Origin of the sequence: Streptomyces aurantiacus, assembly GCF_001418335.1 — a bacterium.
Classification (GTDB): domain Bacteria; phylum Actinomycetota; class Actinomycetes; order Streptomycetales; family Streptomycetaceae; genus Streptomyces; species Streptomyces aurantiacus.
In genome coordinates this window covers 1-13,542 of record NZ_LIPP01000198.1, presented here as the reverse complement: position 1 = coordinate 13,542, position 13,542 = coordinate 1, and the positions used below count along the sequence as shown (strand labels likewise).

General features: G+C 72.4%; 9 protein-coding genes. 4 read left to right on the top strand and 5 right to left on the bottom strand.

What is annotated here, in order from left to right:
• Positions 1 to 29: 29 nt before the first annotated feature.
• The 3 genes from AOK01_RS25075 to AOK01_RS25065 form a co-directional block, all read right to left on the bottom strand.
• The gene (locus AOK01_RS25075) at positions 30 to 1,556 is read right to left on the bottom strand and encodes a DUF5719 family protein (RefSeq protein ID WP_055515426.1); all 1,527 of its coding nucleotides are present in this window, start codon (positions 1,554 to 1,556) and stop codon (positions 30 to 32) included.
• Positions 1,553 to 5,362, bottom strand: coding sequence for a glycosyltransferase family 2 protein (locus AOK01_RS25070; protein WP_079103717.1), 3,810 nt, complete (start codon positions 5,360 to 5,362; stop codon positions 1,553 to 1,555). Before AOK01_RS25070 ends, AOK01_RS25075 begins: the two co-directional genes overlap by 4 nt.
• Positions 5,363 to 5,616: 254 nt before the next feature.
• The gene (locus tag AOK01_RS25065; RefSeq protein ID WP_053723761.1) at positions 5,617 to 5,880 is read right to left on the bottom strand and encodes a WhiB family transcriptional regulator; all 264 of its coding nucleotides are present in this window, start codon (positions 5,878 to 5,880) and stop codon (positions 5,617 to 5,619) included.
• A gap of 792 nt (positions 5,881 to 6,672) precedes the next feature.
• Here AOK01_RS25065 and AOK01_RS25055 point away from each other — a divergent pair.
• The 4 genes from AOK01_RS25055 to AOK01_RS25040 all read left to right on the top strand — a co-directional run bounded on the left by AOK01_RS25055 (position 6,673) and on the right by AOK01_RS25040 (position 10,689).
• Positions 6,673 to 7,194: a cysteine dioxygenase gene (locus AOK01_RS25055; protein ID WP_055515420.1), complete on the top strand. Its 522-nt coding sequence runs from the start codon at positions 6,673 to 6,675 to the stop codon at positions 7,192 to 7,194.
• A gap of 42 nt (positions 7,195 to 7,236) precedes the next feature.
• Positions 7,237 to 8,196: a 2-phospho-L-lactate transferase gene (gene cofD / locus AOK01_RS25050; protein WP_055515418.1), complete on the top strand. Its 960-nt coding sequence runs from the start codon at positions 7,237 to 7,239 to the stop codon at positions 8,194 to 8,196.
• A gap of 11 nt (positions 8,197 to 8,207) precedes the next feature.
• The gene (locus AOK01_RS25045; RefSeq protein ID WP_055515416.1) at positions 8,208 to 9,551 is read left to right on the top strand and encodes a coenzyme F420-0:L-glutamate ligase; all 1,344 of its coding nucleotides are present in this window, start codon (positions 8,208 to 8,210) and stop codon (positions 9,549 to 9,551) included.
• Positions 9,552 to 9,687: 136 nt separating this feature from the next.
• On the top strand, positions 9,688 to 10,689 hold the full coding sequence (locus tag AOK01_RS25040) for a DNA-3-methyladenine glycosylase family protein (protein WP_055515449.1): 1,002 nt from the start codon (positions 9,688 to 9,690) through the stop codon (positions 10,687 to 10,689).
• Between the two features lie 227 nt (positions 10,690 to 10,916).
• Here the strand turns inward: AOK01_RS25040 and manB are convergent, their stop codons facing one another.
• Complete coding sequence (gene manB, locus AOK01_RS25035; protein WP_055515414.1) at positions 10,917 to 11,999, bottom strand: mannose-1-phosphate guanylyltransferase; 1,083 nt, start codon at positions 11,997 to 11,999, stop codon at positions 10,917 to 10,919.
• Positions 12,000 to 12,166: 167 nt separating this feature from the next.
• Positions 12,167 to 13,522 (bottom strand): peptidoglycan recognition protein family protein, encoded by a 1,356-nt coding sequence (locus AOK01_RS41590; RefSeq protein ID WP_079103721.1) that lies wholly within the window; start codon positions 13,520 to 13,522, stop codon positions 12,167 to 12,169.
• Positions 13,523 to 13,542: the final 20 nt, after the last annotated feature.

Here is a 13,542-nt window from a genome sequence, read left to right as displayed (position 1 = left end):
CCCCGTACCGAGGAGGGCCCTGGGGAGGACTACTTCTGCAGCACCGAGAGGTCCTGCTCCGCGACCGGGACCTTCACCGTCCCCCGGTCGTCCGGGAGGGTCTGCACGGTGAACATCGGTACGCCGTCCTCGGCCGCTTCGAGCATGCGCGACGCGTGGACGGGGCCGCCGGACAACGGCTCCACCGTCAGCGCGTACGTGCCCTTGAGGCCGCTGGGCACGGGCGCCTGAACGTTCTGCGTGGTGCCGCCCTTGATCGTGTACGTCTTCGAGACGGCCGTACCGCCGCCGCTGCCCGCGGAGGCCGTGACCTTGACCTTCGCACCGCGTCCTGGGGCGACCAGGGACAGCGTGGAGCCCTTGGAACGGTTGTCGGCGGCCGTCGCACGCGCGCCGACCGGACCCGTGGCCGGGATGAACGCCGTCTCCTGCGCGTCGCCCTTGCCGCGTACGACCCGCAGGGCGGCCACCACGGGGGTGGACCTGCCGGTCGGCGTCAGCAGCAGGGAGCCCGCCTCGCCGCGCGTGACGTCGCCGAGGTCGACGGCGGCCGTCATGCCTGCCTTCACATGCAGCGTCTCGTGCCCGGCGGGAGTGATCGTCCCGGTCGGCGAGGCGAGCCGCACCTTCAGATCGGCGTCGGCCTCGCCGGGCACGAAGGCGACCAGGCGTACGGAGGTGGCGTCCTTCGGGATGCCCGGCAGGACGAGACTGCCCGCCGGAGCGGCGGATGCGGTGAGCCAGTCCCCGCCGAGCGTGTCGTCGAGAGACTGGACGGCGGCGGCCACCCGGCCGCTGCGGACCGTGACGTGCACGGTGAGGTCGGTCTGCGGCTCGTCGATGAGCGTCGACAGGAGCACCGCCTCGCTGGAGTGCGCCGGGATCTTGACGCCCTCGCCGACCGCCGACTTGAGGGCCCCGTCCTTGCCGTACAGCTCGATGTCGGCGACGGCGGCGGAGTCGTCGGGGTTGGTCAGGTGCACGTAGTCCGTGCGCTCCTTGGCGGTGCCGGCGCCCGGGAACCAGAAGTCCGTGTCCGGGGCCGAGCAGGCGAGGCCGAGCAGGCCGCGGCCGTCGCCCGCCTCGACCTCCGTGGTCTGCTGGACGGCCCAGCCGGGGGCGAACCTGCCCTCGGCCGTACCGACGAGCGCGGGCGACTCGGCGCCGGACGCCTCGCCGGTGACCGGCTTCCCGGGCTCCTTCGGCGTCAGGACGGGCTTCTCCTTCCCGTCCTTCCCGTCTTTCCCGCTGCCCTTCTTGCCGTCCTTCTTGTCGTCCTTCTCGGCGTCGGCCGACTGCTCGCCCGCGGCCACCAGTTCGGCCTTGCCGCCGGTACCGGTGTCCTTGGTGACGGGCGTGAAGGACGTGTACGCGGTCTCGGCGATGTCCGAGGTGCTCGGAGCCGGGCACAGCAGGCTGGTGCGCTCCACGGGCAGCTGGGCGGCCGCCTTCGCCGTGGTCCCGCCGGAGGCCCCCGGCTCGGACATCGAGGCGAAGCCGGTGACGGCGACGAGCGCGGCCACGCCTGCGATCAGGGGCACGGTGGTGCGGTTCACTGCTGACTCCCGTCGGGGCGCTCACTGTCGGTGCCGTGCGGCGGTCGCTGCGCTTGCTGTTGCTGCTGTTGCTGCTGTTGCTGCGACGGGTCGTACTGCGGGTCGTAGCCCTGGCTCTGGTCGTACGTCTGCGACGGGTCGTATGCCGCGTTTCCCGTGCCGTACTCCGTGTACGGGTCGTACTGGCCCGCTGGGTACTGGCCGGCCTGGTACTGATCCGGCTGGTACGAGCCCGGCTGAAACTGATCCGGCTGCTGGTACTGCTGCTGCTCGTAGGTGCCCGCCGGGTACTGGGAGGCCTCCTGGTACTGCTCGCCGCCGTAGGTGCCGTACTCGGCGTCCGCGTACGCCGTCGCGTCCCACTCTCCGTAGTTCTGCTGCTGCGGGACCGGGGCGACCACGGGGGCCTCCTCCGGCGGGACCGGAGCGTCGGGCGGGACCGGAGCGTCGGGCGGGAACGAGTCGGGCTGTTCTGCCTGCTCGGCCTCCGCCTGGGCGCGCAGCCGGCGGGCCCTGCGGCCCTCGCCCGAGGCGGACTCGACGGGCACGGCCGCCTCCGCCACCTCCTCCTCGGGCAGGTCGTCGTCGACGTCACGGCGCCGCCCCGGCAGCGCGAGCACCACGAGCACGACGGCGAGCAGCCCCTGCGCCCACAGCCAGCCGGTGTGGCCCAGCGGTGCCTCGAAGGTGACGTCCAGCCGGCCGCCGGTGGCGGGCAGTTCGAAGCCCTGCGCCCAGCCGTCGACCGTGGTTCTGGTGAGCGGCTTCCCGTCGAGGGTGGCCGTCCAGCCCTCGTCGGCGGTGTCCGCGAGGCGCAGGACGCGGCCCTCGGCACCGGTGGGGATCTCGGTGTGCAGCTCGACGGGACCCGCGGCGATGGGCTGCGGGTCGCCGGACTCGGGAACGACGGCCGCGCGCGCGACCTGCCGGTCGACGCGCCACAGGGCGCTGCCGTCCTGCTGGCTCAGCCGGCTCAGGCCCGGTGTGGCGTCCAGGACGCGGCTGACCTCGCGGGGCGCGCCGTCGCGCACCAGGACGTACCGCACGGCGAAGCCGCCGAGCTGGTCGGCCTGGTCGGCGCCGGAGCCCGCCACGAGGTTGGCGACGACCTTGTCGAGCGTCTTGTTCCCGCCGTCCGCCGCGGCCAGTTCGGCGTCGCCGAGGCGGACGCCGGAGCCGCGGACGAGGGTGTAGCCGACCCGGGCCGCCGAGTCGCTGTCGAGGACGAGCGTGCGGGCCTGGTCGCGGGTGCCGCTCTCCTCGGCGACGAACGCGGGCACCTGGACGGGATCGCGCCGCTCCAGCGGCCCGTCGGCGCCGCGGATCATCCAGCCCGCGGCGATGAGCAGCGGCCCGGCGGCCGAGGCGAAGGCGATGAGCACGGCGACCGGCTGACGCCAGCCGAAGCTCTGCTCGGCCACGCGCGAGCGTGCCCCGTCGGCACCGAGCGCGGCGGCGGCGAGGAACGCGAGGCCGTAGACGAGCGTGGCGGGCCCTGCCCAGGGGGAGCCGTTGGAGAGCGCGGCGAAGACGAGCGCGACCAGCGCGGCGGTCCAGGCGGTCCAGACCGCCAACTGCCGCTCGCCGCGCATCAGCGCGGCCACGGCGGCGCACACGACACCGATGAGTATCAGCCCGCTGACCGTCCCCGGTCCGCCCGGTCCCGCGCCCAGCAGGTCGAGAGCGGAGGCCGCCCCCGACTCGTACTCCATACCGGCCTCCTGGAAGAAGCCGAACGGGAGCAGGGTGAGCGACCAGGGGGCGAGGACCAGCAGCGGGGTGCCGAGCTGGGCCAGGAAACGCGGCACGTAGGCGACGATGCCGCGCCGTCGCACGACCGCCAGAGCGACGCCGAGCACCAGCGCGATGGGCCACACGATCGGCGTGAACGCGGTGGCGAGGGTCAGCAGGAGCGCGTACGCCCAGGTGGCCCGCCAGCTGCCGCGGCCCGTCTCCGAGGCGAGGCCGCTCGCCGCGATGCCCGCGCGCGCGATGAGCGGCAGCAGGACGGCGAGGACGGCGGTGCCGATGCGGCCGCCCGCGAGGGCGCCGGTGGTGGCGGGCAGGAAGGCGTACGCGACGGACGCCCAGGCGCGCAGCAGGCGCGACTGGACGAGCGGCCGGGAGACGAAGTAGGCGGCGAAGCCGGCCAGCGGTACCGAACCGACCAGCAGGACGGTGACCGCGAGCCCCGCGGATCCGAACAGCACGCTCGCGAGCATCGCGACGAGCGCCAGATAGGGCGGTGCGGACTGGGTGCCGCCGGCGCCGACCGGGTGCCAGCCGTCCAGATAGCGCGCCCACAGTTCGGAGGAGTCGGTGGGGGCGGGCAGCAGCGCGCCGCCCGCGAGGGCACCGCCGCCGATGAGGTCACGGCAGGCGATGAGGGAGAAGAAGAGGAGTACGACGAAGACCATCGGCCCGGGCTTGCGGGCGACGCGCTTGAGGCGGGCGAACTGCTCGACCTGGAGGAAGTCGGCGTCGTCGTCGCCCGGTCCCGACTCGACGGCGCTGCCGTGCCGCCCGGCCGCGTTCAGCTCGGGGTCGGAGCGGCCCATGAGGTTGCCCGCGGCCTGTTCGACGGTGGCCCGGACCGTGGCGCCGGGGGGCGGGAACAGGGCGCGCAGCTCGTCCTTGTCGACCTGGGGGGTGCCTCGCCCACGCCGGCCCGCGATGATGCGCTCGGGGCGCAGGAGTGTCCCGAGGAGGCCGCGGATCTCGTCGACCGCCTGTCCGGGGACCTTGCCGACGAGGTACGCGACGGTGCGCACCAGCGTGCCCAGTACGAGCCGCACGAGGACCCAGGGAAGGGCGGCGGTGCGGGTGTTGACGAGGAGGGTGTAGGCGGCGCCCGCCTTGTCGACCTTGTGCGGGGAGGCGGAGGTGCGGCCCACGCAGTCGACGGTGCGGCGCTCGCGGGAGGACGCCTCGGCGTGCCGTACGACCGCTTCGGGGGCGATCAGGACGCGGTGTCCGGCCAACTGGGCGCGCCAGCACAGGTCGATGTCGTCGCGCATCAGGGGCAGCCTGCGGTCGAAGCCGCCGAGCTCCTCGTAGACGTCGCGGCGGATCAGCATGCCGGCGGTGGACACGGCCAGTACGGGCTGTACGTGGTCGTGCTGGCCCTGGTCCTGCTCGCGCCGGTCGAGGCCGGTCCAGCGGCGGCCGCTGTTGGCGATGGTGACGCCGACTTCGAGGAGCTGTCTGCGGTCGTACCAGCCGCGGAGCTTGGGGCCGATGACCGCGACGTCCTTGCCGAGCTCCCGTTCGTTCTCCACGACGCGCAGCAGCTGGGCCAGGGCGTCGGGTTCCGGGGCGCAGTCGTCGTGCAGGAGCCACAGCCACTGTTCGGGCTCGCCGTGCGGCAGTTCCGGCAGGTCGTAGTTGTCGTCGCGCCAGGTGCGGGTGACGGGGTCCCAGCCGCTGGGGCGCTTCAGGTACGGCAGGTCGTCCGGGGTCAGCACGCCCGCGGTGCGGACGGCCTCCTCGACAGCCTGGCCGAAGCCCGTGCGCCGGGCGAGGTGCAGCACCCGGTCGGCGCCGAGGGCGTCGGTGACCAGCTGGGCGGAGTCGTCCCCGCTGCCGGTGTCGGCCGCCACGGCGTTCTGTACGGGGCGTTCCTGGCCGAGCAGCCCGGCGAGGGCGTCGGGCAGCCAGCGGGCGCCGTCGTGCGAGACGAGCACGGCGGTGACCACGTGTCTCGGGAACTCGGGCGAGTGACCGGGCGCGGACGCTGCCGGGCCGGCCTGGTCGAACGCTGCAGCGGCAGTGTCGTACTGACCTGCCGAATGGCTGTGCACGGACATCGAGGTACGGGCCCCGGTTCGCTGGACTGCGGTGGACGCCTGAGCCCTCGGGGGACCACGGGGCGTCCCGGACGGAGGCCCACACTAACTGCTGGACAACAGCGCGGCCCGCCGCCTGTGGACAACCCACGCGCGACAGGCCGTTCGGTACCGTTCTTTGCGGTTCATTGCCGTTCGTTACGTATCACTACGTAAGGGGTACGCCGTTCGATCGGAGCACGACCGCATGTGATCAGGTCGCGATCGAGCCACGATCAGACGGCGGCCTTTTTCAAACGGCGCCGCTCGCGCTCGGACAGACCGCCCCAGATGCCGAAGCGCTCGTCGTTGGCGAGGGCGTATTCGAGGCATTCCGAGCGGACCTCACAGGCGAGGCAGACCTTCTTCGCCTCGCGGGTCGAGCCGCCCTTCTCGGGGAAGAAGGACTCGGGGTCGGTCTGCGCGCAGAGCGCCCGCTCCTGCCAGCCGAGCTCCTCTTCGGCCTCGTCGACCAGCAGTTCCTGAAACAGCTCGGTCATGTGCGCCCCTCGTCCGTCTCGCGTCCCCGTGATGCTGCCGCTACCGATTCCGGCTGAACGACACGAGTGAAATTACAAGTGCGCCGCTACGGGCCAGTCAAGCCAAGATCTGCTATTGGGCCCCTTATTCACTCTGCGGAACCAAGGCTTTGCGGAAAGTGTTCAAATCGGGATAAACCCCGACAGCCGAAAGGGGCCCGGCGGGGTCCGGCTCCGCACAGGACTTGTACAGAGGAAGACGCCCAGAAGTTCGTTCTCGTTCCGACACGATCGACGAAGCGAACCTGATCACATCAGGACCACCGGGATCGCCCAGGATTCACCCCAGGGTTCACCCAGCGATCACCCAGGAATCACGGTGTCGCGCCGGGGTCCGAGCGCGCGGTTGTGCGCCATGTGTCCCGGCAACCCGCTGCACAAACCTTTCGCCTTCCAGGTGGCCCGGATGAGGTGAAAGATCGCCCACATTTGGGACAGCGAGTTGACAGTGCGGGTGTGAACCGGTGTGCTGGTGGGCATGCTCGCGAACTCGGCACTCACCTCGACCCGCACCGCCGGGTCCCTCGGTGCTGCCCACGCTCGCTGTAGCTGTTGCTGTCGCAGCTGTTGAGCTCACCGCGCTCCCGCTGCCGCCGAGTCCACCGAGACCGGCCGCTGGTCCCACTCCGCCCGCACCAGGGCACGTCTCACGTCTCACACCTCACGCCCGCGATCCGGGCGGCCGGTACGTGACATCCACGTGACACCCCAGACTTCCAGCACTCTCATCCGCCGAGGAATCCACCGCACTCCATGAACAGCGACAGCGACCTCCAGATCGCCGGCGACATCCTCGAAGTACCGCACCTCCTCCAGGCACCGCGCGAGCATCCGGCCACCGTGGCCGAGTTCGCCGGCCTCGCCCGCTCCGTCGCCGCCGACCGCTCCCAGTGGGAACACCTCGTCCGCTTCGACGCGGCCTCCCGCTGGTACCACCGGCTGCGTACCGGACCCGGCTACGAGGTGTGGCTGCTGTCCTGGGTCCCCGGGCAGGGCAGCGGACTGCACGACCACGGCCCCTCCTCCGGCGTACTCACCGTCCTCGACGGCGCACTGACCGAGCACGCCGGGCGGAGCACGCGCGCCTTGGGCGCGGGCGCCCAGCGTGTGTTCGCGCCCGGTTACGCGCACGAGGTCGTCAACGACTCGCTCGAACCGGCCGTGAGCCTGCACGTGTACTACCCCGGGTTGACGGAGATGCCGATGCTTTCCCGGGGGACGCCCAACGCCCGGTGCTCGGTGGCCGGGGTGGCCGAGGTGGCCGAGGTCTCGTAACCGGCTGACACGTTGTCGTAGCCGCCTGCAAGACTGCATGCCATGCGCATTGTGGTTCTGGCAGGCGGCATCGGCGGTGCCCGGTTCCTGCGCGGTCTTCAGCAGGCCGCGTCGGACGCGGACATCACCGTCATCGGGAACACCGGGGACGACATCCACCTCTTCGGGCTGAAGGTCTGCCCGGACCTCGACACGGTGATGTACACGCTCGGCGGGGGTATAAACGAGGAGCAGGGCTGGGGGCGGGCCGACGAGACGTTCCACCTCAAGGAGGAGCTGACCGCGTACGGCGCGGGGCCCTCCTGGTTCGGTCTGGGCGACCGGGACTTCGCGACGCACATCGTGCGTACGCAGATGCTGAGCGCCGGATATCCGCTCAGCGCCGTCACGGAAGCACTGTGCGACCGGTGGAAGCCGGGCGTCCGTCTGATCCCCATGTCCGACGACCGTGTCGAGACCCATGTGGCCGTCGAGGTGGACGGCGAGCGCAAGGCCGTGCACTTCCAGGAGTACTGGGTGCGGCTGCGGGCCTCCGTGGACGCGCACGCCGTGGTGCCCGTGGGAGCCGATCAGGCCAAGCCGGCGCCCGGGGTGCTGGAGGCCATCGCCTCCGCCGACGTCATCCTCTTCCCGCCGTCCAACCCCGTCGTGTCCATCGGCACGATCCTCGCCGTGCCGGGCATCCGGGAGGCGATCGCCGAGGCCGGGGTGCCGGTGGTCGGCCTCTCCCCCATCGTCGGGGACGCGCCCGTGCGCGGCATGGCCGACAAAGTCCTCGCGGCCGTCGGCGTCGAGTCCACCGCGGCGGCGGTCGCCGAGCACTACGGCTCAGGGCTGCTCGACGGGTGGCTGGTCGACACGGTGGACGCCGCGGTGGTGGAGCGGGTCGCCGAGGCGGGCATCCGGTGCCGTGCCGTCCCCCTGATGATGAACGACCTCGACGCGACGGCCGAGATGGCCCGCGAGGCACTGACGCTGGCGGAGGAGGTGCGGGGCGCTTGAGCAGCGACGAAATGCCACCCGGCTACCGGGTGTGGGCGCTGACCGGACTTCCCGAAGTACGGCCGGGGGACGACCTCGCCAAGCTGATTGCCGAGGCCGCTGCCGGTACCGGGACCGATGGGGGTTTCGGGGCCGGGCTCGTGGACGGGGACGTGTTGCTGGTCACCTCGAAGATCGTGTCCAAGGCGGAGGGGCGCGTCGTCGAGGCGGTGGACCGGGAGGCCGCCATCGACGCCGAGACCGTACGGGTCGTGGCCCGGCGCGGGCCGCTGCGGATCGTGGAGAACCGGCAGGGGCTCGTGATGGCCGCCGCCGGGGTCGACGCCTCGAACACACCCGCCGGGACCGTGCTGCTGCTGCCCGAGGACCCCGACGCCTCGGCGCGCACGATCCGGGACGGCCTGCGGGACGCGCTCGGTGTCGAGGTCGGAGTCGTCGTCACGGACACGTTCGGGCGGCCCTGGCGGACCGGGCTCACCGATGTCGCCATCGGGGCCGCCGGCGTGCGTGTGCTCGACGATCTGCGGGGCGGCACGGACGCGCACGGCAATCCCCTCGCCGCCACCGTCGTCGCCACCGCCGACGAACTCGCCGCCGCCGGCGACCTGGTCAAGGGCAAGGCCGCCGGGCTGCCGGTCGCTGTCGTACGCGGGCTGTCCCACGTGGTGGGCACGGACGGCGGCACCGACGGCACGGACGACGGGACCCGGGGCCTGGTCAGGGGCGCCCGCGACGACATGTTCCGGCTCGGCACCTCCGAGGCCGTACGGGAGGCCGTCACCCAGCGGCGTACCGTACGGGCCTTCACCGACGAGCCGGTCGACCCGGGTGCCGTACGGCGTGCGGTGGCCGCCGCGGTGACCGCGCCGGCCCCGCACCACACGACGCCGTGGCGCTTCGTCCTCCTGGAGACGGCCGAGTCGCGTACGCGACTGCTGGACGCCATGCGGGACGCGTGGATCGCCGACCTGGAGCGGGACGGGAAGAGTACGGAGTCCATCGCCAAGCGGGTGCGCCGCGGGGACGTGCTGCGCACGGCTCCGTACCTCGTCGTGCCGTGTCTCGTCATGGACGGGTGCCACACGTACGGCGACGCCCGGCGCGACGGGGCCGAGCGGGAGATGTTCGTGGTCGCCACCGGCGCCGGTGTGCAGAACTTCCTGGTCGCGCTCGCCGGGGAGCGGCTCGGGTCCGCGTGGGTGTCGTCGACGATGTTCTGCCGGGACGTCGTCCGGGAGGTGCTCGCGCTGCCGGAGGGCTGGGATCCCATGGGCGCCGTCGCCGTCGGGCACGCGGCCGAGGAGCCGAAGGCGCGGCCCGCGCGGGATGCGGGGGCGTTCATCGAGGTGCGTTGACCCGGCCTGGTCCGGTCCGGCCCACCTCAGCCCGGTCTCGTTCGGGGCCGGTCTCGTTCGGGCCTACCCTCGTATGGCCTCCTCCTCAGTACTTTCAGACCTCACCGACCTCACCGACCTCTCCAGGACCTTCTCCTTGGCCGGACGCTTCGAACAGCGGCCCACGCGTACGACCGTGCGCGGCGGGCATGTCGTCGTGCCCGCGCCCCGGGCGGCGGCGGCCGGTGCCGGCGGGCGGACCCGGAGCTGGGCGCCGCCCTGGCCGCTCGATCTGCGGCTCGTGCTCGGGCCGTTGCGGCGGGGCCCCGCCGATCCCACCTTCCGCGCGACTCCCGACGGGTGCGTGTGGCGGGCCAGCCTCACACCCGTCGGGCCCGGCACCCTGCGGGTGTCCGCGCGCGGCGGCGTCGTACACGGGGAGGCGTGGGGGCCCGGGGCCGAGTGGCTGCTCGACCGGCTCCCCCGGATGCTCGGCGAGTCGGACGACCCCGAGGTTTTCGAGCCCCGACACCGGCTGGTCGCGATGGCTCGGCATCGGCGGCCCGGGCTGCGGCTGATCCGTACCGGGCTGGTGCTGGAGTCGTTGATTCCGTCGATCCTGGAGCAGAAGGTCACGACCGACGAGGCCTATCGGGCCTGGCGGGCGCTCGTACGGAAGTACGGCGTGCCCGCGCCCGGGCCCGTGGGCGGGGACATGTTCGTCATGCCGGAGCCGCGGGTCTGGTCGCTGATTCCCTCGTGGGAGTGGCACCGGGCCGGGGTCGACAACAAGCGGGCGTCGACGATCCTGCGGGTCGTACGGGTGGCCCGGCGGATGGAGGAGGCCGTGGCGCTCGACGCGGCGGCGGCGCAGCGGCGGCTTGAGGTGGTGTCCGGGGTCGGGCCGTGGACCTCGGCGGAGACCGTGCAGCGCAGTCATGGGGCGGCGGATGCGGTGACAGTCGGGGACCTGCACCTTCCCGGGATCGTCGGGTATGCGCTGGCGGGGGACCGGGACGCGGACGACTCCGTGATGCTGGAGTTGCTGGAGCCGTATGCGGGGCAGCGGCATCGGGCCGCTCGGCTCATTCTGTTGAGCGGGCGTACGCCGCCTCGGCGGCATCCGAAGATGCCTCGTGGGGATATTGGGCGGTTGTGAGCTGCGCTCGGCTCTCGGCGCTCGGCTCTCGGCTTTGAGTGGCGGGGCTTTTTTCGCCCCCGCCGCCCCTTCCCTCCCCCAAGCTCTCGGCTTCGCTCGACCAGGGGGGACCCCCATCGTCCCTTCTGAGGGCTGCGCCCCCAGACCCCCGCTGTCGCGCTGAACGCGCTCGTCCTCGAACGCCGGACGGGCTGAAGACAACAAACGCCGGACGGGCTACTGGTTTGCTACTGGTCTGACGAGAAACGCAGTGATGCCTGGGGGATTCGGGCGTCGCACCATATGCGTGCGCCCTCGCGGAGTTCGTTGTCCGGGCCCACCGTCGCTCCGTCGCCGACGACCACGCCGGTGAGGATCGAGCGGGCGCCCACCCGGGCGCGGGCGCCGACCAGGGAGTCCGTGATGACCGCGCCCGGCTCCACGACGGCGTCCGCCAGTATCGCGCTGCCGGAGATGCGGGCCCCCTCGCCCACGGTCGCGCCGCTGCCTACGACCGTGCCGCCGGTCAGTTTGGCGTCGGAGGCGACCGATGCCGTCGGCAGGACCAGCCGGTCGCCGCAGCGGCCCGGGACCGCCGGGGACGGCGCCCTGCCCAGGACCAGGTCGGCGGAGCCGCGCACGAAGGCCTGGGGAGTGCCCAGGTCCAGCCAGTACGTGGAGTCGACCATGCCCTGGAGGTGCGCCCCGGACGCCAGGAGGTCCGGGAACGTTTCCCGTTCGACCGAGACGGGACGGCCTGCCGGGATCGAGTCGATGACCGAGCGGCGGAAGACGTACGCGCCCGCGTTGATCTGGTCGGTGACGATCTCCTCGGGGGTCTGGGGCTTCTCCAGGAACGCCTGCACGCGGCCCGAGTCGTCGGTCGGGACCAGGCCGTACGCCCGCGGGTCCGGCACACGCGTCAGGTGCAGCGAGACATCCGCGCCCGAGGACCGGTGGGTGGCGACCAGGGCCGGGATGTCCAGGCCGGTCAGAATGTCCCCGTTGAAGATCAGTACGGGCTCGTCGGGGGACGATCTCAGCCGGGAGGCCACGTTCCGGATGGCACCGCCGGTGCCGAGTGGTTCCTCCTCGGTGACGTACTCGATGTGGAGCCCCAGCGACGAGCCGTCGCCGAAGTAGGGCTCGAAGACCTCGGCCAGGTAGGACGTGGCGAGCACTATGTGCTCGACGCCCGCCGCTCTCGCCCGCGCCAGCTGGTGCGTGAGGAACGGGACCCCGGCCGCCGGAACCATCGGTTTCGGCGTGTGCACCGTGAGAGGGCGCAGCCGGGTGCCTTTGCCGCCGACCAGGAGGATCGCTTCTGTCACCTGTCGTCTCTGCTTCCTGATGGGGCCGGTCGAACCTTGTTTCGACCGGCCGGTGTATGCAGACCGTCTCGATGGCTGTGGGGCGCCTCTGGAGGGTGGTTGGCCGTGGGGGCCGCCGGGGCCGGGCGACCCGGCGTGCGGGCCTCGCCGTTCCCGCCGAGCGGACCTCATCGTCCCTGGTAGCGGGCCGAATCGGCACGGGCCTTGCCGAGCTTCGCGTAAAGCCGGCTGCCCGGGCATTCGGTCGCGAATCCGTCCCGGTGCCCGGAGATTACATTGAGTCGTACGTTCTTGCCTTTTTGGTAGAGATTTCCGCCTCCCGACTTGAGGTAGGTCTTGCCGCGGGGGTTCGCTCCGTAGAGGCCGAGCTTCCATGCCGTGAGCCGGGCGACGGCCGTCACCGTGGCGGCGGGTGGGTTGGCGGTGCCGAAACTTCCGAGGACGGCGATCCCCGTGCTGTTGCTGTTGAAACCGCGCGTGTGTGCGCCCATGACCGGCTTGGCCACGCCGCCGGCCCGGCCCTCGTAGATGTTGCCGCACTTGTCGATGAGGAAGTTGTAGCCGATGTCGCGCCAGCCGCTGCTCTTCACGTGGTAGCGGTAGATACTGCGGATGACTGAAGGGGCTTGCGCACAGCTGTAGTTGTTGCCCGAGGCGCTGTGGTGGACGAAGGCGGCCTTCACGGTCTTCGTGTAGCTGAAGTCCGGCTCGCGCAGCCCCTCGTCGGCGCCCCAGCCCCGGCGGGTGACGATGCGTGGACGCGCGCCGATGTACGGCTTCGCGCGTTGGGCCGCCGCCGCCGCGTCGGCCTTGTCTGCCGCTTCTTTCTCACCGGCCGCTTCCTTCTCGCCGACCGTGTCCTTCGTGCCCGCCGGGTCCGTCGTACCGGGCGTACTCGTCGGGTCCGTCGCGTCCGTGGCGTCCGTCGCGTCCGTCGGACCAGGTGGGTCCGTTCCCTCGCCACGGGTCGCGAGCAGGTCGGCCCGGGTCTCCTCCTCGCTCAGGGCCGCGATCTCGGTGGCGCCGAGCGGCGCCAGGTCGGCGTTGACGGCGGAGGACGCCGCCGACCCCGCGGACTCGGCGGTCAGGGCGTTGGCGGGTGAGGCGTCCGGTTCGGGGCCCTGGAGCGGGGGTTCGGCGCCGGGGTCGACCAGTTCGACGCGCATGCCCTTGGGGAGGGGCTCGGCGACGACGGCTCTTCCGTCGGCACCGGCCGCCCTGCCGTCCGCCTGCCCCTGGACCCTGACCTCCACGCCGTCCGAGTCCCCCACCCACAGGGGCGCCGTGGAACCCCGTACCCGGCCGGAGGCACGCTCCGTGGTGTCCGGGTCGGCCGCGTGCTCGTGGTTGTGGGTGTCCACGTCCTGCCAGGCGGACCACTTGGTGGTGCCGGCGGCGCGGGTACGGACCTGGACCCGGCCGTGGAGTTCGCTCTCCGGGTCGTCCCAGACGATCCCCACGAGGGAGAAGCGCCGCACGTCCCGCCGGGCGAGCCCCTGGGCCGGGGCCGCCGCGGGGGGCAGGGTGCGGTCGCCCGAGGGGG

What these genes read in the sequence shown, in the direction of transcription:
- AOK01_RS25070 (WP_079103717.1), bottom strand. Translation starts at nt 5,362, where the DNA reads ATGTCCGTGCACAGCCATTCGGCAGGTCAGTACGACACTGCCGCTGCA.
- AOK01_RS25065 (WP_053723761.1), bottom strand. Translation starts at nt 5,880, where the DNA reads ATGACCGAGCTGTTTCAGGAACTGCTGGTCGACGAGGCCGAAGAGGAG.
- AOK01_RS25055 (WP_055515420.1), top strand. Translation starts at nt 6,673, where the DNA reads ATGAACAGCGACAGCGACCTCCAGATCGCCGGCGACATCCTCGAAGTA.
- cofD (WP_055515418.1), top strand. Translation starts at nt 7,237, where the DNA reads ATGCGCATTGTGGTTCTGGCAGGCGGCATCGGCGGTGCCCGGTTCCTG.
- AOK01_RS25045 (WP_055515416.1), top strand. Translation starts at nt 8,208, where the DNA reads ATGCCACCCGGCTACCGGGTGTGGGCGCTGACCGGACTTCCCGAAGTA.